Source organism: Streptomyces sp. NBC_01351, from assembly GCF_036237315.1.
In the GTDB taxonomy this organism is placed as follows: Bacteria; Actinomycetota; Actinomycetes; order Streptomycetales; family Streptomycetaceae; genus Streptomyces.
On sequence record NZ_CP108356.1, the window covers coordinates 3,825,686 to 3,844,635 of the forward strand.

Below are 18,950 nucleotides of genomic sequence, written 5' to 3' on the forward strand. Positions count from 1 at the left end.
CAGGCGGGACGGAACATGGCCCCGCCGTGACGTTTGTCATCCAGTTGGGCCGAATTTCCCCCGCGATAACGGCATATGCCGGAGGCCCTGATCCACAGCGGCATTCCGCTTGCCCGGCCCGGCCGCTAGGGTCTGCCGGACGAGCGCACCCTCGGGGGGAGGGAAGGAACCGGAGACGATGCCCGTACCCGTACCGCGGCAGAGGGACACCCCGGCCACGGAGAGCGGTCAGGCCGTTCTGAACGGCGCGGCGGCACCCGCTGCCGCACCCGCCGCCACCGGCGTCGCACAGGCGACCCCGCACACCACCCCGCACACGACTCCGCTGACCCTCCTCGTCATCGAGGACGACCCGGCCGGCGGGCTCACGGTCCCCGAGATCCTCGACGCCGACGGGCACCGCATCCGGCTCCGCAGCGCCCGCAACCTCGTCGAGGCCGAGCGGCTGCTCACGCCCGACGTGCACTGCATCCTGCTCGACCTGTCCCTCCCGGAGACGGGCACCCGCGCGCCCGCCGCGAACGGCGCCGCCACCGTGGCCGTCGACCGGCTGACGACCCTCCGCCAGGTGCTCCGCCTCGCCCCCCGGCACGCCGTGCTCGTCCTCACCTCCGAGGCGGACGCCGAGCGCGCCGCCGAGGCCGTCCGGGTCGGCGCCCAGGACTTCCTCTTCCGCGACGAGCTGGACGGCCGACTGCTGAGCCGCGCCATCCGCTACGCGGTGGAGAGAAAACGGGCGGACATCGCCCAGTACAAGCTCGCAGAATCGAAACTGCGCGCCCAGGAGAACGCCCGCCTGGAGCGCGGCCTGCTGCCCACGCCCCTCCTCGAAGGCTCCGACCTCCGCTTCGCCGCCCGCTACCGCCCCGGCCGCAGCCGGGCCCTGCTCGGCGGCGACTTCTACGACACCGTCCGCACCCCGGACGGCACCGTCCACGCCATGATCGGAGACGTCTGCGGCCACGGCCCCGACGAAGCCGCCCTCGGCGTCGAGCTCCGCATCGCGTGGCGCGCCCTGACCCTGGCCGGGCTGTGCGGCGACGACCTGCTGGCCACCCTCCAGGAGGTCCTGGAGGTGGAGCGCCCCTGCGAGGAGATCTTCGCGACGCTCTGCACCGTCGACATCTCCCCGGACGGCCGCCGCGCGGGCCTCTGCCTGGCCGGCCACCCGGCGCCGCTGATCTCCAGGCCGGGCCGACCCGCGCGCCTGCTCCCGTACGAGAACAGCGGCCCGGCACTCGGACTGCTGCCGCGCGCCCGCTGGCCCCGCCGGCAGGTCGAGCTCGGCGGCACGTGGAGCCTGATGCTCTACACGGACGGCCTGATCGAGGGCAAAATCGGCGAGGGCAAGGAGCGCCTCGGCCAGGACGGCATGGTCGAGATGATCAACCGGCACCTGGACCGCGGCCTGAGCGGCGAGGGCCTGCTGGAGGCCTCCGTCACCGAGGCCCGCCGGCTCAACGGCGGCGAGCTCACCGACGACGTGGCCGTGGTCCTGCTCTCACGCGCCGAGGGCTGACGGGCTGGTGGGCTGACGGGCGCTTGACCGCCCGCGGCGGGCTACCGCGCGGCGGACTACCGCCCGCCGTTGTAGGGCCCGTACGGCCCGTCGCTGCTGCTGCCACCGCTGCGCCGGCCGCCGCCCGAGACCTGCTTGAGGGCGGGACGGACGTCGACGAAGAACACGATGGTCGCGACCAGGCCCGCGATCTGCAGGAACAGCATCCCGAGGAAGGCGTCCACGACGACGGTGATGCCGAGGATGACCAGCCAGAAGGTCTTGGTCTGCTTCCCGGCGGCCCGATAGGCGTCCTCGCGCGCCGTCAGCGCGACCACGAAGGCCACGACGGCGAGTACCAGCATGGCGAACCCGAGCAACGGGAGCACCCCGTTATCGAAGCCGTTCATCAGCATCGCGCGACCGCCTTCTCATGCGTCTTCCCTGTGCCTGTGCTTTCCACGCTACCGGCACGGGCGCCCTCGTGAACCACAACGGGCCGGACACCCTCCAGGTGCCCGGCCCGTCGCACTCATAAGCCTCAGCTCTCCTCGGCCGGAGCGGCCGCGGCCTTCTTCGACGCGCTCTTGCGCGCGGTGGTCTTCCTGGGCGCGGCCTCGGCCACCGGCTCCGACGCCGCTTCCGGCGCCGCCTCGGGCTCGGGCTCGACGGCCACGGCGATGTCGACGATCTCCTCGGAGACCTCGCCGCGCCAGGCACGCACGGTCTGCTCACCGTGCTCGGCGACCTTGTCGTACGTCTCCTTGGCGCGCACGGCGTACTCCGCGGCGACGCCGACCCCGCGCAGCGCCAGGTCCTGGGCGGTCTCGCCGAGCTTCTTCGGGTCGATCGCGCCGAGCACCTCGGCGACCTTGGCGGTGACCGCCTCCTGCGCCTCCTTGGCCGCTTCCCTGGCCTTCTCCTGCACGACCTTCGGGTCGGTGTTCTTCACGGCCTCGATGCGCGCGGGGGCCTCGGCGCGCAGCTGCTCGATGAGCCCCGGCACCTTCCTGGCCTGCTGCACGGCGAGGTCGGCGGTGCCGGCGGCGAAGTAGAGCGGGGTGGGGTCGGTGAGGGTCTTCTTCAGGTCATCGGCGATGGCCATGTGCGGGTCCTCCCGGATCAAGTTCGGTTCGTCTTCGACGGCGTCTCGCCGGCGGGTCCTTCGGGCGTGTCCGGCGTGTCTGGCGTGCCGGGCACCTCGGGCGCATCGAGCGCGTTCTCCTTGCGGAACGACTCGTAGACCTGGAGCAGCACCTGCTTCTGCCGCTCGTTGATGAGCGGGTCGGCGAGGATGACGGCCCGCGTCTCCACCTCGTCGCGGTCCCGCTCGTCCAGGATCCCGGCCTGCACGTACAGCGTCTCCGCGGAGATCCGCAGCGCCTTGGCCAGCTGCTGCAGGATGTCCGCGCTCGGCTTGCGCAGCCCGCGCTCGATCTGACTCAGGTACGGATTCGACACCCCCGCCGCGTCGGCGAGCTGCCGCAGCGAAAGCTGGGCCTGCCGACGCTGCTCACGGAGGTATTCGCCGAGGTTTCCGACGTTGAGCGATGCCATGCCCCGATCCTGCCGCACCTTGCTAACTTTTGCAAGCAGCTGCTTGCAAGAGCTCCCACCTACGACGGGGCCCCCGCAGTCGACGGTGATCGACGGCGGGGGCACGGGGTCTGCGGGGCCTCCGGAGCCCTACTTGTAGATGCGCAGCACCCGGCTGACGTCACGGACGTGGCCCAGCCCGCGCAGCTCCTCGAGCGCGCCGTGCAGGGCGCGCTCGGTCGCCGGGAAGGTGACGAAGACGACCCGCGCGTGCGATTCCGAGCCGTGCTGGTCGACCTTTCGGATCGAGACGCCGTGCCGCGCGAAAACGCCCGTCACCTGGGACAGGACGCCCGGCGCTTCGTCGACCACGGTGCGGATGTAGAAGGAGTGCCGGAGGTCCTGCGTGGGCCGCAGCACCGCGGGGGTGCCGACGGGGACGCGGCGGTGCGTGCCGCGGACCAGGTGGTCGGCCGCGGCGACGACGTCACCCAGGATGGACGACGCCGACGGGCGGGGCCCGGCGCCGTGGCCGTAGAACATGAGCTCCCCGGCGGCGGAGGTGGTGACGAACACCGCGTTGAAGCTGTCGCGGACGCTCGCCAGCGGGTGGTCGCGTTCGATGAGGGCAGGGAACACCTGCGCCCCGATCTCCTCGCTTCCCTCCGGGCCGTCGGCGAACCGCTCGGCCACGGCGAGGAGCTTGATGTCGAACCCGAACTGCGCGGCCAGTTCGAAGTCTTCGAGTTCGAGACCGACGATCCCCTCCCGGTCGACGTCGTCGGCGACGACGGACCGGTTGAAGGCCAGCGACGCGAGGATCGCGAGCTTGGACGCCGCGTCGTGGCCCTCGATGTCGGCGGTCGCGTCGGGCTCGGCCAGCCCGAGTTCCTGAGCGTTCGCCAGGGCCTCCTCGAAGCTCAGGCCGTCGCCCATCATGCGGGTGAGCATGAAGTTGGTCGTGCCGTTCACGATGCCGGCGACTCGGGTCACCTCCTCGCCGAGCAGCGACTCCCGGATGGGCCGCAGGATCGGCACCGCGGCCACGGCCGCGGCCTCGAAGAAGAGGTCGACCCCCGCCCGGTCGGCCACGGCGAACAGCTCGGGGCCGGCGCTGCCGATGAGCTGCTTGTTGGCGGTCACGACCGGCTTGCCGGCCTCCAGCGCCGTCGTGATCAGCTCGCCGACCGGCGTCGTGCCGCCGATGAGCTCGACGACGATGTCGACGTCCTCCCCCTTGACGACGTCGAGGGGGTCTCCCGTGAACAGATCCGCGTCCAGTTTCGGCGAGCGCGGTTTATCCGGATTGCGCACCGCGATACGCACCAGATCGAGGGAAATTCCCGTCACGGCCTCGATCGACGCACGCCGTTCGACGAGCAACTCGGCGAAAGCCTCACCGACGGTTCCGCACCCCAGCAGCCCAATTTTGACATGGTTTACCATGGGGAAAATCCTACATGCCCGGGCCGTACGCCAGATGGAATACCGGCGATTTCTCAGAGTGCGAGACGGCGCCCCGATCGGCAACTCGTTCCGCCGAAGACGCCCCCTTTCCCGGGGACGTCTTCGGCGGAACGGACCACTACGCGGGCCTTCGGGGAGCCCCCACCAGGAGAGAGGGGTCGCGGTACGGAAGATGGGTTCCGAAACTGCGTCGGTGGTAGACCAGCGGCGCCTTGTCCCCGGTCGATTCCGCGGCGTCGACGCGGCCGAGGACGATGACGTGGTCGCCACCGTCGACCAGGTCGTCCACGGTCGAGGCGACCCAGGCCGACGCCTGCGAAATACGCGGGAGACCTGCGTCGATGCTCCAACTCGTCCCGTAGAACTTGTCGATGCCGCCCTTGGCCGCGAACGCCATCGCCAGGTCGTCCTGGTCGGCGCCGAGCACGTTGAGTCCAAAACGCCCGGACTCGCGAATCATGTCGAGCGTCCGCGACCTCCTGTCGAGGGCGATCAGCACCATCGCGGGATCGATCGAAAGCGAGGTGAACGCGCTGACGGTCGCCCCGAAAGGCTGACCGTCGTCGGACATGCCCGTCACGATCGACACGGGTGTGGCGACGCAGGACATGGCCTCCTTGAACATGCCCTGCAATGTGGACTCGGTTTCAGTGGTTTTCATCGTCGCTTCCTTCCCGACATGCCCGACGGTCCCCCGTATGCACAAATGCCTCGTCCGTCGGACTCATTTCAAGACCGAAACCCAGACCCGGTATTTCCTCGAAAAACCACGACCTGAGGAGTTCGCGATATTCGATGGAATCGAATACCTCCTCCAGGGCCTCGTCCACGGCACGGACGAGCTCCTTGTCCTCGTGCCGCATCATGAATCCGTAGAACTCTCCGCCCAGCCGCACGTCGAGCAGCCTGAGGTCCGCGCGCGCCGCGCCGCCCTGCAGGAGGGTCCTGAGGATCACCTCGTCCGCGACCATGGCGCCGATGTTCCGATCTCCGAGGAACGCTTCCCAGGCGGCGCCGATGGACGGCACCCCGACGAAGGCGTACTCGAAGCCGACGTCGTCCCTGCCCTCCAGCGCGGCCTGGCTCGTCGAGCCCTGGATGCCGACCACGCGCAGCGCCCCCGACGGCGACGGGTACGCCTCCGCCTTCACCACGATGCGGTGAGAGGTGCGGAAGATCGGCCGGCTGAAGGCGTGGCGGGCCTGCCGCGCCTCCGTGATCGTCGTCGATCCGCACTCGATGTCGATGAGGCCGTCGGCGAGCTGCCCCTCCCTCGTGGAGGAGGTCACCTCGACCGCCTCCAGCGGGGGAACCCGGTCCGCACCGCCGAAGACCCTGGCGAGGACCAGGTGCGCCAGGTCGACGGAATAGCCGACGGGCCGGAAGTCCCCGGTCGGCGCGTACGAGAACGGCGGGGTGTTCCGTTGAAGACCCACGCGGATACTCGCGCTGTCACGAGCGCTACTGAACAAGGGTGGTCACCATTTCCGCGGAGTCCTGGAGCGCGAGCCCCGTCACGAGGCCGAGCAGGGGCGTGGGGTCCGTCAGCAGGTACATGTGTCCGCCGGGAACGGTGGACAGCGAGAAGTGCCGTGTCGTCAGCGACGCCCAGCCGGCCATGAATCCGGGGGCCAGCAGGCGGTCCCGCTCCGCCGCCACGCAGTACAGGTCGACGGGCAGTGCGCGCGGGGTCAGCGAGGGGAACTCGCGGGACATCCACGCCAGATCCGCGGCGAGGGTGTCCGCGTAGAACTCGCCGACCGCACGCGCCGCGGAGCCGCCGACCGCGCCGAGGATCTCCTCGGCGTTCTCGCAGCCGTCCCCCTGCGCGAACAGCCGGCCGGCCGCCTCCAGGCTGTACGGGGGCGGCGCCTGCGCGGACAGCACCACCCGGACGCGGCGGCGGTAGACCGCCCAGATCGCGTCGGCGACGGCCCACGCGACGGTCGCCCCCATGCTGTGCCCGAGAAGCACGATGTCGTCGTAGGGCAGCGCGCAGATCCCCCGGGCGATCTCCAGCGCGAGATCGTCCAGGTGGTCCGTGAGCGGTTCCCCGATGCGGTCCTCACGGCCCTTGAGCTGGACCAGGACCACGTCCGTCGTCGGCGCGAGCGCGTCCGGCCAGCTCCGGAAGGCGGCCGTGCCCCCACCGGCGTGGTGGAAGCAGACGACCACGCGCCGATGCCCGTGGGAGTACCTCCTCAGGAGCGGCGTGCCGGTTGCCCGGATGTGCCGGGTCATCGGCTGCCGGTCCGCGTTTCCGACGACTCGTGGCCCGGTACCTCTACCCGGCGGAGCCCCGTGCGGTACCGCGCGGCCAGCTCCCGGTATTCGGCGGCCGTCTCGTCCAGCACCGCCACGTCGCTGTCGCTCAGCTTCATCAGGACGGACGCGGGAGTGCCCGCGATCAGGCTCCGGGGCGGAAGCAGCGGTCCGGCGCTCAGCACCACCCCTGCGGAGACCCGCGAACTCTCCCCGACCGAGACGCCGTTCAGCAGGACCGCGCCAATGCCGACGACGGAGCCGTCACCGACCGAGCAGCCGTGCAGCAGGGCGCCGTGGGCGATCGTCACGTCGCGGCCGACGACCAGCGGATGGTCGGGGTCGGAGTGCAGCATCGAGTGGTCCTGGACGTTCGACCCCCGGCCGATGCGGACGCCGCCCTTGTCCCCGCGGATCGTCACGCCCGGCCAGAGGCTGACGTCCGCCTCGATCTCCACGTCTCCGATGACCACCACGTCGTCGAACGCGTAGACGCTCGGGTGGATGCGCGGCTGGACACCCTGGAAGCTGTACGTCTTCATCTCTCAGGCCTCTTTCCGGATCAGCGACGAGAGCCGGGTGAGGCTCTTCATGACGTCGTCCTTGGACAGTCCGAAATCGACCAGGCAGGCGATCTCGTTCACGCCCATCGCGGAGAAGTCCTCCAGCGTCGTACGGGCCCGGTCCACATCGCCGATGAGCGAACTCGACGAGACGTACCGCTGGAACACCATCTCCAGGAATTCGTCGCGGTCGTCGCCGAGGTTCTGCAGGGTCTGGGACTTGTCCTGCGACTCGCTCTGCCCCGAGGTGGCGTGCTGGGAGACGAAGCCGCTGAGGTACTGGACCAGGGCGGGCCTGACCCGTTCCACCGCTTCCTGCGTGTCGACACCGACGTAGGTGTGCAGCATCAGGGAGACCGTGCCGGAGTCGGGATCGAAGCCGGCGCCGGCGCGCGCCTCCCGGTAGATCTCGATCCGCTTCGCGAGTTCGGCCGGGCCGAAGTTGATGAGCGCCGACAGGACGTTCAGGCCGTTCTCGCCGGCGAACCGCCACGCGTCGGGGTTCTTCGACGTGGTCAGCCAGACGGGCAGCTCGGGCTGCACGGGGCGGGGGAAGGTCAGGATGTCGTGGACCTCTCCCAGCGGATCGGTCCGCCCGACGGCCGTTCCGCGCCACAGGCTCTGCAGCTGCTCCCGCGAGCGGTTGAGCACCTGCGACCTGTCCTCGTACCCGTCCGGGCCGAGGACGAAGTCCCGCGCGTGCCAGCCGGGCGCCACCGCGAGGTCCACCCGGCCGCCCGACAGGTTGTCGACGAGCGCCCACTCCTCCGCCACGCGCAGGACGTCGTGGAGGGGGAGGTTGACGCTTCCCGCACGGATGCGGACCTTCTCGGTGATCATCGCCAGTGCCGCGCCCAGTACGGACGGGTTGGGATACGCGCCGCCGACCTCGGTGAAGTGCCGCTCCGGGGTCCAGATCGCGGTGAAGCCGGCTTCGTCGACGAAGCGCGAGACGTCCAGCAGGAGGTCGTACGGGTCGCCGTCCCCGCTGAGACCGGAGAAGAAGATGACGCCCAGGTCGGGCAGTCCCGTGGACGGGCGGCGTTCGGCCGGCTCGGCGGGGGTCACGGGCGCGGGCGCGGCGGCCGACGTGGGCGTGGCCGCGGGAGTGGGCGCCGAACCGGACTTCAGTTGGGCCTTCAGCCTCGCCAGCCGGCCGGCGTCGAGATAGGTGCTGTCAGACATGTGCGGGCTCCTCAAGCAGCATGGCCGTGATCACGTTCGTGGCCGCCGAGACCGAGCTGTTCTCGTAGAAGTCACGGACGGAGAGGTCGAATTCGAAGGTCTCGCGCAGCTTGTTGATCAGCTGGATCGCCATGAGCGAGTTGCCGCCGAGTTCGAAGAAGCCGAGGTCGTCGGCCGCGTCCGACGAGCCGAGGAAGCTCTCGAAGATCTGGCCGACGATCAGCCGGATCTCCTCGGTCGCCGCGTCGACACCGGCGCCTTGCACCTCGGCGGCGGGTGCAGCCGCGGCCGCAGCCGCAGGTGCCTGCGCCGCTGCCGGTGCGTCCGTGGCCGGGGCACCGGTCGACGGGGCCGGGACCGTGCTCACCACGGCGGATTCCTGCCTGGCCAGGAGGAAACCGAGCGTCGGCTCCACCCAGTGGGCCTGCTTGTCGAAGGCGTAGGTCGGCAGGGACACCATCCGCCCCGCCGTCGCGTACTCCCCGATGCGCACCTCGGGGTCGGAGGCCCAGCCGAGGGCCACCGCGTCCGCGAACGACTCGTCCTCGTGGTCCGGCTCGGCCAGCGTCTGGGCGAGTTCCAGGACCGCGCCGGACTCCGATCCCGCGTTGGCACGGATCAGGTTGCTCATCGACCGGCCGGAGCCGATCTCGACGAACCGTCGCACGCCGTGCTCGCGCAGCGTTCGGACCGACCCCGCGAAGTCGACGCCCCGGATGAGGTGGTCCGCCCAGTAGTGCGGGTTCCTGGCCTCGTACCCGGTGAGGATCGCGCCGGTGATGTTCGATACCAGGGGGATCCGTGGCTCCTGGAAGTCGACGGTCTTCAGGAACGCGAGGAACTCCCGCGCGCCGTCCTCCATCAGCGGCGAGTGGAAGGCGTGCGAGGTCGCGAGCCGCTGGTGGGAGATGCCCGCCTCCACCGCCCGTGCGATCGCCTGCTCGATGCCCTGGTGGGTTCCGGACAGGACGAACTGCTGCGGGGAGTTGGTCGCCGCGATCACCAGGACGCCGGCGTCGAGCAGCTCGCCGAACGGCTCCAGCCGGCTGACGGCGAGCATCGCTCCGGGGGTGCAGCGCGCCATGGCCCTCGACCGCCGCACCACCAGCTCCGCCGCCGTGCGCAGGTCGAAGACCCCGGCCACGGTGGCGGCGACGACCTCGCCGAGGCTGTGCCCGAAGAGGTAGCGGGGCCGCACGCCCGCGTCGATGAGGGCGGTCGCCAGCGCGTACTCGACGGCGAAGAGGAGCGGCTGCGCCACGGAGGTGTCGGAAGTGTCGGCGCCGGTGGCGTCCGTCTCCCCGTCGGAGCGCAGGTGGCTCCGCAGGTCGACGTCCGTGTGCGCGTTCACCGCGGCGACCGCTTCGTCGAGCCGGCGGGCGAAGGACGCGTTCTTCGAGGCGAGTACGGAACCCATGCCCGAGCGCTGGGTTCCCTGGCCCGCGAAGACGAAGCACACCTCGTTCGCGTCCGTCTCGGATCCCACGTGGTACCGCTCGGCCTTCAGCCGTGAGACCGCCTCCGCACGGTCCACGACGGCCAGCGAGGCACGGTGGGGATGGAGCGTCCTGCCGACGCGCAGCGTGTGCGCGTACTCGGCCGGCGAGGCGTCGGGGTCCGCCGCGAGGTGCTTCGCCAGTTCGGCCGCCTGCCGGCGCAGCGCCTCTTCGGACCTCGCCGAGAAGGTGAGGATGCTCGGACCGCCGGCGGGCCCGGAAGGTCCGGCGGGTTCGGCGGGCCCTGCCGGTGTCCTCTCGAAGCTCCGGAGGATGACGTGGCCGTTGGTGCCGCCCATGCCGAAAGCGCTCACGCCGGCCCAGTGCGTGTCGTCGCCTTCGAGCGGCCGTCCCTCGGTGGTCACGAAGTAGCGCGAGCCGTCCAGTTCGAGCGCCGGGTTGAGTTCGCGCACGTTCACGGTCGGCGGCACGTACTTGTGCTTCAGCACCAGCGCCGCCTTGATCAGGCCGACGATGCCCGCGGCGATGTTGAGGTGCCCGAAGTTGCCCTTGAGCGAGCCGATTCCGCACGGATCGCCGTCGGTTCCGTACGCCTGCTTGATCGCCTCGATCTCGATGGGGTCGCCGAGCGCCGTCCCCGTCCCGTGCGCCTCGATGTACGTGATGTCCGTCTGCTTGGCGCCGGAGATCGCGAGGGCGTCGCTCAGGACGCCGACCTGGCCGGAGACGCTCGGGGCGGTGAAGCTCGCCTTCTGCGCTCCGTCGTTGTTGACCGCCGACCCGGCGATGACCGCCTGGATGTCGTCGCCGTCGGCGATCGCGTCGCGCAGCCGCTTCAGCAGGACGAGCCCGAGGCCGTTGGTGAACACGGTCCCGTTGGCCTCGGCGTCGAACGGCCTGCAGGTGCCGTCCGGGGACAGCACGCCGCCGACCTGGTACCGGTAGCCGGCGTGCTGGGGGACGCGTACGTACACCGCGCCCGCGATCGCCGCGTCGCATTCGTTCAGCAGCAGGCTCTGGACGGCCGAGTGGACGGCGACGAGCCCGGTCGAGCACGCGGTCTGCACGTTCACACTGGGGCCGCGCAGGTTCAGCTTGTGGGAGATCCGGGTGACCAGGAAGTCCTTGTCGTTGCCGTGGCGCACGACCATCTCACCGAACGAGTCGACGAGGTCCGGGCGGCTCAGGACCCCGAAGAGGTACGTGCTCATCCCCGAGCCGGCGAAGACGCCGATCCTCTGCTCGGTGCGGTGCGGATCGATGTTGGCCCGCTCCAGCAGCGCGACGGACTTCTCCAGCATGAGGCGCTGCTGGACGTCGAGGATGTCCGCCTCGCGCGAGGAGTAGCCGAAGTAGGGGGCGTCGAAGTCCGCGAGACCGTCCAGGACTCCGGCCCGCTTGACGTAGTCCGGCCGGGAGCTCTGGCCGGCCGGTACCCCGGCCGCCGCGACTTCGGCATCGGTCAGATCGGTGATGGCGCTCTCGGCGTCCACCAGCTTCTGCCAGAACTCGTCGACGTCCGCCGCCTGTGGAAGGCGGCATTCCATGGCGACGATCGCGATCAGGTCGTCGTCATCGCTGTGCATGTTCATCCATGTCCCATCCAGTACAGGGGTGCTTGCCAGGGGTGTCCGGCGGATCAGGGCCGGGCACCCCTCAGAGCTGACGGGAGCGCCTGGCCGACAGCACACGGCGCCGTCCGGCGGCGCCGGGGGCAGCCGCCGCGGTGCTCGGTGCGTTGCCGCCGGGCTCCTTCGTCATGGCTTCGAGGAATCGACGCTGAGCATTGAAGGAGGCGTGCTCGAAGAGTCGGACGAGCGGGAAGCGGACGCCGAACTCGGCTTGGATCTCCGCGTGGAGGACGGCGATCGTCAGGGAGGTTCCGCCCACGCCGAAGAAGGTGGATTCGCGGTCGGCCAGCCGCGCCGCGCCGTTGCCCGTAACGGCGAGCCAGATGCGTTCGAGCCGGTCGGGCACCGGGCCGGTCTTACGGCCAGGGCCTCCCGTGCCGATGGCGCGTCGGGCCCGGTCCTGGACGTGGGCGCGGGCGACTTCCGCGAGCGCCTTGCGGTCGACCTTGCCGTTGGGGAGCTTGAGCAGTTCGGGCACGAACAGGAACGCCGACGGGAGCATGACGCTCATCAGACGCCCGTTCAGGTAGTCGCGGAGGTCCTGCTCGGCCGTCGCATCGCCTTCCAGGACCGCGACGATGACCTTGGTGAAACGATCCTCCTGAGCGCACACGAAGACGTCGCGGACACTCGGGTGCGACTGGATCGCGGAGCGCACCTCCTGCAGCTCGATCCGGACACCCGCGATCTTGATCTGCTCGTCCGCCCGGCCGAGGATCTCCAGCCCTCCTTGCCCGGTCCGGCGGCCGAGATCGCCCGTCGGATAGGCGACGATGCGCTCTCCGCCCACGTGGATCTCCACGAAGGGGGAAACGATCCGGCCGTCGACGAGGTAGCCGTGCGAGGGATGGTCCGCCGCGATGAAGATCTGGCCGACGGCGTCGTCCGCGCAGAGCCGCTTGTCGTCGTCCAGGACGTAGCTCGTGGACTGCGGAAGGTTCCGGCCCACCTGCTGGATCCCGGACGTCACGCCCTGCGGCACCCGGTAGAAGTGCTGGGCCAGCGTCGTCTCGGTCGGACCGTAGAGGTTGACCACCTGGCAGCTCGGGAAGAGCTCCCGCCAGCGGCTCACCAGCGCGCCGTCCAGCGGCTCACCGGCGAAGAAGGCGTGGCGGACGGTCGGTACCGGCTCCGTCTCGGCGGCTCCGGCCGTCCACAGCTTGCCGAGCGAGGGAACCAGGTGCAGAGCCGTGATCCGCCGGCTCCGCAGGAAGTCCAGCACGCCGTCGGCATCGAGGTGCAGTTCGTCCGGAACGCACAGTGCGGCACCGGAGATCAGGGGCGTCAGGGCGTCCCGGAACCAGACGTCGAACGACAGGTTGGTGAGGTGCGCGAAGCGGTCGTCCGGCCCGATCGAGAATTCGTCGGACTGCCACCGCAGGAACAGCGACAGGCCCGTGTGGCTGCCGATGATCGCCTTGGGCTTGCCCGTCGACCCGGAGGTGAAGGCGACGTACGCGTGGTCCGCGTCGTCGAGGACCGCGGGCGCGGAGCCTTCGCCGGCCGGTGCGGGGTCGGGGTCGGGCCGCAGGGCGATCCGCCGGCCGTCCGCGCACGAGATGGTCGCGCGGACGGGACCGGAGTCCAGCATGGTCTCGCGTCGCACGTCGGGCAGGGCCTCGTCGACGAGCATGACGATCGAGCCCGCCATCCACACGCCGAAGACGGCCACGACCACGGACGCGCTGCGGCGGCCGAGAACCGCCACGACGTCGCCCTTGCCGATTCCGCGCGCCTCCAGATCGCCCGCCACTTCGCGGGCGCGCTCCAGAAGTTCGGTGTAGGTGATCGATTCGGAAGAAGAGGTGATCGCGGTCGCGTCCGCGTATTTCTCGCAGGCCCGCAGCAAAAGGGTGTCGACCGCCTGCACGGCTACTCTCTCCATCTGATGAGGTTTCCTCACTGATCTGCCTCGAACGAGGCTTTCGTTTCCTCAGTGGGTCAGGGCGAGGGCGGCCCTCGCGGTCTCGTCTGTCCGGCGGGAGCACGCGGCGACTTCGGCGCGGCACGGCAACGGACGACGCGGTCCGGCGTCCGACCAGGGCCTGGGGCCGGGGACACCGAACGGGGGGAGCGACCCAGGCCCGGACCGGGCCGGCTGGGAAAGCGCTCACGTGGGTCTGACGCCGCGCGGTCCGATCGCCCGGAGGCACTGCGGCGGCGGGTGGGGCTGGTGCTGGGAATTCGACGGATGGTTCGACACGGCCGGTACGTCGTCACCGAGTCGGCGGGTGGCCCATGCGGCCACTGCCGTGACCGACGCCGGGGACACGGACCGGCCCTCGGAGCGGCCGTTTCCGGCCGATGGTCAGCCGGTGGTCAGCTGGTGGTCTGCTGGAAGGTCGCCAGCACGATGGCGGCGAGCATGAACAGCGCGCCGAAGATCTTGTTCAGGGTGTTGACCTGGCTCTCGGTCTTCAGTCGGGTCGCGACCCGGGCCGCGAGTCCGGTGTATCCCGCCATCACCACGAGGTCCGTGAACGCCATGGTCAGGGCAACGGCGATGTACTGGGGAGCGAGCGGCATTCCCGAGGTGATGAACTGGGGGATCACCGCGAGCATGAAGATGTAGCCCTTGGGGTTGATCAGGTTGAGCGAAATCCCCTTGCCGATGATCTCAAAGGAGCCGATACGCGGCTTCTCCTTTTCCCGGAGAGTAATCGGCGAGGCCTTGGAAAGCCACTGGGAAAGGCCAAGGTAGAACAGATAGGCAACGCCCGCCCACTTGAGCACGTTGAAGGCGATCGGCGACGCCTGGATCACCACGCCGAGCCCGACGACCACGGCGAGGAAGACCGCCCACAGGCCGATGACCAGGCCGATCGCACCGAGGTAGCCGCGCCGGAAGCCATAGTTCAGGCCGTTCGACATGGAGAATACAGAACCGGAACCCGGCGACAAGGAAAATATCCAAGAGGCCGCGAAACAGGTTATCCACACACTCATTGGCATGACTTTGAGCCCTCCCTCTCATGCATTTATGTGTGACCACCAAACACTTCTTCCCGGTGATCGCGACGCAGCATATACAGGCCACGCCGAGTGCCAGATGATCGGTCCACCATATGGATCCGGTGCAATCCATTCCACATCTGGTAAGAGATTCAACATAATTGAGTTCCCCAGTGCAACGTGGCGAGCCCGACCCACTCGGGCCGGCCGACAGCACGACCAGTCGGCCCATCGGGCACGTCAGGGCTGGTGCGCCGCGAATACGGCGTAAGGCATTCCGGTTTTTGTGAGATATTCAACTTTATTCTATTTGCTCGAGCAATTGCGGAGTCGGCGGTTCCATGAGATTTGAGGTACCTGTCAAACGATCGTCCGCCACTGTGAAATCGCCCCGGAGGCAGCCGCGGCGGGTGGCTCAATGTCGGTGTCGGCGTCGGTGTCGCCGGCCCCGGACATGCCGAAGCCGAGGGGCCCTCGATCCCGGCCCCTCGGCTTCTCGGCTGCTCGGCTGCTCCCCCGGCGGCTCTCAGCCCGCGGAGATGGGCGCCACCGTCGGCGCGACGATCCGTACGTAGTCCTGCGCGCGCATGACGACGGAGCGGTCCAGCCGCCCGGCGTTGAAGGCGATCTCCTCGTAGGACGCGAGGAAGTCCTCGTCCACGATCACCGGCAGGCCGGCGGTCAGCCAGAACGGCGGGATGGCGCCGATGACGCAGCCGGTCAGCTCCTCGGCCAGTTCCGCGGGCGCGAAGCCTCCCTTGCGGCCGCCCGCGGCGGCGACGATCTTCTTGACGTCCGCACGCCGGTCACCCCCCAGTACGGCGAGCACCGCCGGGGAGTCGATCCCCTTCACCCTGCAGACGAGTGCCTTGGCGCCCTGCGCCACGGAGGTACCGCGCACGGCGGACACCTCCTCCGAGCGTCCCTCGGCGGGGTGCTCGATCGTGCGGTACTCGGCCTTCTCGCGGTCGAGAAGGCCGATGATCTGCTCAAACGGACTCAACTACGGGCTCCCTGGTGCTCGGTGTGCGTGTACGGCGGAGCGGGGCGGCGTAGCGCCGCTCCAACAGGCTGACGAAAGTGTCGACGAAGGGCGGCGGGGCGGCGGTCCAGGAACGCCAGTCGCGGGTCGCCTCGGCGAGGTAGGACATGCGGCGCATGTGCTTCCACGGCCCCTCACCCGTGGGAGAGGCGGGGTCCACGGGAACGTGGGCGCGCAGCGCTTCGAGGTAGTCGGCGTAGATCCCGCTGCCGAAGTTCACCCGGGCCACCCCGTGCGACGGGAGGACCGCGAGGTCGACCCTGGAGAGCGAACTGCCGCCGTGCACGACCAGTCCCCGGCCGCTCTCCTTCAACGTACCCACGAGCGTCCGGATGAGCCCGTGGTCGATGACGGCGTGCCGGTGCTCGCGCGCGGGTTCCGTGTGGAAGACCTGCTCCCACAGCTGCGCCTTGCGCCGGGCCTTCGCCAACCTCCGCTCCAGCCATTCCACTTCGAGGTTGTCGAGCAGCGGCCGCTGGAAGACGGGGAGGGCCTCGCGGGCATCGCGGAAGACCGAGTGCAGCTGCTCCTCCTCGTCGCCCTCCATCGCCCGGCGGGCCACGGCGGCGACCAGCCGGTGCTCGGCCGAGTGAGCGGGGAATCCGACCTCCGTCAAAGACGCCACGACCCGGGTGCACGATTCCGCGAAGGCGTGCAGGTCGCCCTCCGAGGAGCGGTCGTCCAGCAGCTCGATCTCGGCCAGTGACCTGCGGGTGGAGGCGAAGCCGTAGTCGAAGCTGTGGAACTGGCCCACGTGACCCCCGATGAAGTCGAGGTCCGTGTCCTCGACGAAACGGGTGAAGTCGTCCTCGCTCGTCTTGGACCACTTCCGCAGTCCCGCGCCGTCGATGGCCCCGATCTCGCCCTCGACGAGGACCCCGTACTGCCGCGCCAGCTTGGTTGCCGCGTTGGTGAACAGGACGTTCTGGTGCAGCGTCCGGCCGGATCCGTCGGCCATGACCGAGTCGAACCCCGCCTCGCAGGCGGCGCGCACGACCTCGTAGTCGTCCGCGTGGTCCAAGTGCAGGCGCAGCCGCGAGCCGAGCTCGGTGTTGAGCCGGTCGACGTCCCGTTTCAACGTGCGGAAGACGCCGGTGACGGCCGCGAGCGGCCCCTCGTTCGCGCTCGGGGCGATGAACAGCAGGGCTTCCTGCGGCGAGATCTCGCAGTAGACCTCCTGCCGCGTGCGGGCGGAGAGCAGGGCGAAGGGCAGCAGCATGGACGGGTGCTTCACGTTGAAGTTCGGCACGCTGCCGGCCCACCGCCCGGGCCGGATGTCGACCGTGGCGGCCGTCGCGGCGGGACGTCTGTTGCGCAGCTCCCAGTGGACCTCCCGGCGGACGCGCTGCACCTCTTCGACGAAGGCGTCCAGATCGGTGTCGCCGGGAGCCAGGATCCGCACCAGCGGGGGCAGCGTGCGCGGATCCAGCGCCGTCCGGTCCTCGACCACGAAGACGATCCCGAGCGTCGGATCGCTCCGGCGCAACGCCTCGGTCCGGCGCGCGGCCCAGGTCATCGCGGCCAGGCCGCTGACCGGGAGCTCCTCGCACACGAGGGCCACGGACTGGGCGGCGAGGGTGTCGAGCACGCGCTCGGGCGACAACCGGCCCTCGGCGATGATCGCGCGGATCCCGAGCCGTGACAGGAGCAGGCGGGCCCACTCGGTGTTCCAGACGGCCCCGTCGACCACGGCGTGCGGGGCGTCCCCGCGCCGGCGGGCCGCACCCGGCAGCGGGATCACCGCAGCACCTCGGCGAGCAGCGCCTGCGCGGCGGGCGATTCGACGTAGGGGTCGAAGGAGTAGGCGAGCCGGTCGAGGCTGTGGTGCTGGAGCAGGTCGGCGACCTCGGCCCGGATCGCCGCGGGGTCGGCCCGGCGCAGCACCACCTTGGCGACCAGCCGCGCCACCTCGCGCATCGCCGCCTCGTCGAGTCCGCGCCGGGTCATCGCCTGCACGCCGAGCCGCAGGCCGTGCAGTCCGTTACTGCCCGGCACCTCGATGTTGGTGGTGCGGATCCCGGCGAGTGCCAGGTCCCCGAGGGCCAGCCGGAGCGCGTCGGAGGCCGAGCCGGTGATGATGTGGACCTGGTGGGTCTCGGTGAACCCGAAGGACTCCCCGGAGACCCGCACCCCCTCCTCGTGCAGCGCACCGGCCAGCGCCTTGGCGTTGGCGAGGATCTGGCGCGCGTAGTCGTGGCCGTAGAGGGACATCTCCGACAGGGCCACGTACATGGGCGCGATCAGCTCGGCGTGGGAGTTGCTCTGCATCTGCGGGCAGACCCAGTCCGACACCGATTTCAGTTTGGGGTGGTCCGCGTCCCGGAAGGCGATGTAGGCCTTCTGCGGCCCGGGGATGGTCTTGTGGGTGTTCCCGTGTACGGCGTCCGCGCCGAGCAGCGTGGGCTGCGGCAGCGCTCCGCCCGCGATCAGGGCGCCGTCGTGGCTGGCGTCGTAGGCGAGGAACACGCCCTCGGGCAGGGCGGCCCGGATCTGCGCCAGCGGCTGCCAGCGCAGTTTGAACGACTGGTCGAGCAGGACGAGTTTGATCTCCGGGTGCTCCGCCACCAACGTGGCCAGGCGGTCCACGTCGATGAGGAGGGTCCGGTCCACCATCGGGAGGTGGTACGTGTTGATGCCGGCGACGGTGGCCAGCGACTCCAGGGCGAAGTGCCCGCCGTCCTTGTGCGCGAAGTGAACGTATCCGTCGCCCCTTCCGCAGGTGCCCAGCAGAACGGCTTGCTCGGCCACCGATCCGCCGTTGGGGCGCCAATCGAAAGAGGCCGCTTCGAAGAGCTGCTTCCCGATACCCGTCAGCTTCGACACCAGCGATGCCATGGCACCCGAATCGGGGAAGGCCCATTCACCGGGGGCCGAGGGGTACGGCGGAGCGAACTCGTAGAACCCGCCCTGTAGTCCGCTGCCGAGCATCCGCACGAGTTTGCTCGGATAGTTCTCACTGGCGGTGAGACTCAAATGCTGTTCTCGGTAGGTGTTGTCGAGAACGAAGTCCGAAGCGAGACGCTCCAAGGTGTCCGACACCCAGCCGCCGGCCCATTCCTCCCCCGGCACAAGGGGAGAGGAGGTGACCACGGCATCCTCGGTGGTGAGCTCGGGCGCCTGGTCAAGCCGCCTCGCCTCGTCGACCAGGGCGATGACGCCCCCGCTCTGTTCCGCTACGCGCATGATGAAACGCCCCCCGTGTGTGCCTGCCGGGCCTCGACGACCGGCAGCAACTGCAGAGGAACAGGGTGCGGAAGGGAGCAATACCCGCGCACGACGCTGTGCCGGAACCAGAAAATCAAGGGACCGCATCCGAGCGCGGCTGAACCGCGCGCCGCGCGCGCCACGCACACTCGC

16 protein-coding genes are annotated in these 18,950 nt (G+C 69.9%); 1 reads left to right on the forward strand and 15 read right to left on the reverse strand.

The features are described from left to right. Nucleotides 1-178: 178 nt before the first annotated feature. Nucleotides 179-1,519, forward strand: coding sequence for a PP2C family protein-serine/threonine phosphatase (locus tag OG625_RS17480; protein ID WP_329381532.1), 1,341 nt, complete (start codon nucleotides 179-181; stop codon nucleotides 1,517-1,519). 56 nt (nucleotides 1,520-1,575) lie between these two features. On the opposite strand, the gene OG625_RS17485 is transcribed toward OG625_RS17480, so the two are convergent. The 15 genes from OG625_RS17485 to OG625_RS17555 form a co-directional block, all read right to left on the reverse strand. Then, nucleotides 1,576-1,914, reverse strand: a complete 339-nt coding sequence (locus OG625_RS17485) for a DUF2516 family protein (RefSeq protein ID WP_329381535.1) — start codon at nucleotides 1,912-1,914, stop codon at nucleotides 1,576-1,578. A gap of 125 nt (nucleotides 1,915-2,039) precedes the next feature. Further along, the gene (locus OG625_RS17490) at nucleotides 2,040-2,603 is read right to left on the reverse strand and encodes a hypothetical protein (RefSeq protein WP_329381538.1); all 564 of its coding nucleotides are present in this window, start codon (nucleotides 2,601-2,603) and stop codon (nucleotides 2,040-2,042) included. A 17-nt stretch (nucleotides 2,604-2,620) separates the two neighbouring features. Then, nucleotides 2,621-3,055, reverse strand: a complete 435-nt coding sequence (locus tag OG625_RS17495) for a helix-turn-helix domain-containing protein (RefSeq protein ID WP_329381541.1) — start codon at nucleotides 3,053-3,055, stop codon at nucleotides 2,621-2,623. Between the two features lie 129 nt (nucleotides 3,056-3,184). After that, a complete protein-coding gene (locus OG625_RS17500; protein ID WP_329381543.1) occupies nucleotides 3,185-4,480 on the reverse strand; it encodes a homoserine dehydrogenase in 1,296 nt (431 codons plus the stop codon). Between the two features lie 139 nt (nucleotides 4,481-4,619). Continuing rightward, entirely contained in the window at nucleotides 4,620-5,126 is a 507-nt protein-coding gene (locus tag OG625_RS17505) for a flavin reductase family protein (protein WP_329381545.1), read from the reverse strand. A 22-nt stretch (nucleotides 5,127-5,148) separates the two neighbouring features. Beyond that, entirely contained in the window at nucleotides 5,149-5,937 is a 789-nt protein-coding gene (locus OG625_RS17510; protein WP_329381546.1) for a substrate-binding periplasmic protein, read from the reverse strand. Between the two features lie 25 nt (nucleotides 5,938-5,962). Next, complete coding sequence (locus OG625_RS17515) at nucleotides 5,963-6,742, reverse strand: thioesterase II family protein (RefSeq protein WP_329381548.1); 780 nt, start codon at nucleotides 6,740-6,742, stop codon at nucleotides 5,963-5,965. Further along, nucleotides 6,739-7,305, reverse strand: coding sequence for a gamma carbonic anhydrase family protein (locus tag OG625_RS17520; protein WP_329381551.1), 567 nt, complete (start codon nucleotides 7,303-7,305; stop codon nucleotides 6,739-6,741). Before OG625_RS17520 ends, OG625_RS17515 begins: the two co-directional genes overlap by 4 nt. Before the next feature lie 3 nt (nucleotides 7,306-7,308). Beyond that, nucleotides 7,309-8,511 (reverse strand): MupA/Atu3671 family FMN-dependent luciferase-like monooxygenase, encoded by a 1,203-nt coding sequence (locus tag OG625_RS17525; RefSeq protein ID WP_329381553.1) that lies wholly within the window; start codon nucleotides 8,509-8,511, stop codon nucleotides 7,309-7,311. Next, nucleotides 8,504-11,554, reverse strand: a complete 3,051-nt coding sequence (locus tag OG625_RS17530; protein WP_329381554.1) for a beta-ketoacyl synthase N-terminal-like domain-containing protein — start codon at nucleotides 11,552-11,554, stop codon at nucleotides 8,504-8,506. The genes OG625_RS17525 and OG625_RS17530 overlap by 8 nt, the downstream gene beginning before the upstream one ends. Before the next feature lie 70 nt (nucleotides 11,555-11,624). Next, entirely contained in the window at nucleotides 11,625-13,484 is a 1,860-nt protein-coding gene (locus OG625_RS17535) for a non-ribosomal peptide synthetase (protein WP_329381558.1), read from the reverse strand. 434 nt (nucleotides 13,485-13,918) lie between these two features. After that, nucleotides 13,919-14,551, reverse strand: coding sequence for a LysE family transporter (locus tag OG625_RS17540; RefSeq protein ID WP_329381561.1), 633 nt, complete (start codon nucleotides 14,549-14,551; stop codon nucleotides 13,919-13,921). 526 nt (nucleotides 14,552-15,077) lie between these two features. Continuing rightward, on the reverse strand, nucleotides 15,078-15,554 hold the full coding sequence (locus OG625_RS17545) for a YbaK/prolyl-tRNA synthetase associated domain-containing protein (protein WP_329381563.1): 477 nt from the start codon (nucleotides 15,552-15,554) through the stop codon (nucleotides 15,078-15,080). Next, a complete protein-coding gene (locus OG625_RS17550) occupies nucleotides 15,541-17,334 on the reverse strand; it encodes a class II fructose-bisphosphate aldolase (RefSeq protein ID WP_329381567.1) in 1,794 nt (597 codons plus the stop codon). The genes OG625_RS17545 and OG625_RS17550 overlap by 14 nt, the downstream gene beginning before the upstream one ends. Next, entirely contained in the window at nucleotides 17,331-18,776 is a 1,446-nt protein-coding gene (locus OG625_RS17555) for a hypothetical protein (RefSeq protein WP_329381570.1), read from the reverse strand. The genes OG625_RS17550 and OG625_RS17555 overlap by 4 nt, the downstream gene beginning before the upstream one ends. Nucleotides 18,777-18,950 lie beyond the last annotated feature (174 nt).

Coding starts and splice junctions, on each gene's coding strand:
- OG625_RS17525 (WP_329381553.1), bottom strand. CDS start 8,511: ATGTCTGACAGCACCTATCTCGACGCCGGCCGGCTGGCGAGGCTGAAG.
- OG625_RS17500 (WP_329381543.1), bottom strand. CDS start 4,480: ATGGTAAACCATGTCAAAATTGGGCTGCTGGGGTGCGGAACCGTCGGT.
- OG625_RS17515 (WP_329381548.1), bottom strand. CDS start 6,742: ATGACCCGGCACATCCGGGCAACCGGCACGCCGCTCCTGAGGAGGTAC.
- OG625_RS17495 (WP_329381541.1), bottom strand. CDS start 3,055: ATGGCATCGCTCAACGTCGGAAACCTCGGCGAATACCTCCGTGAGCAG.
- OG625_RS17490 (WP_329381538.1), bottom strand. CDS start 2,603: ATGGCCATCGCCGATGACCTGAAGAAGACCCTCACCGACCCCACCCCG.
- OG625_RS17485 (WP_329381535.1), bottom strand. CDS start 1,914: ATGCTGATGAACGGCTTCGATAACGGGGTGCTCCCGTTGCTCGGGTTC.
- OG625_RS17555 (WP_329381570.1), bottom strand. CDS start 18,776: ATGCGCGTAGCGGAACAGAGCGGGGGCGTCATCGCCCTGGTCGACGAG.
- OG625_RS17480 (WP_329381532.1), top strand. CDS start 179: ATGCCCGTACCCGTACCGCGGCAGAGGGACACCCCGGCCACGGAGAGC.
- OG625_RS17505 (WP_329381545.1), bottom strand. CDS start 5,126: ATGTTCAAGGAGGCCATGTCCTGCGTCGCCACACCCGTGTCGATCGTG.
- OG625_RS17530 (WP_329381554.1), bottom strand. CDS start 11,554: ATGCACAGCGATGACGACGACCTGATCGCGATCGTCGCCATGGAATGC.
- OG625_RS17540 (WP_329381561.1), bottom strand. CDS start 14,551: ATGCCAATGAGTGTGTGGATAACCTGTTTCGCGGCCTCTTGGATATTT.
- OG625_RS17535 (WP_329381558.1), bottom strand. CDS start 13,484: ATGGAGAGAGTAGCCGTGCAGGCGGTCGACACCCTTTTGCTGCGGGCC.
- OG625_RS17520 (WP_329381551.1), bottom strand. CDS start 7,305: ATGAAGACGTACAGCTTCCAGGGTGTCCAGCCGCGCATCCACCCGAGC.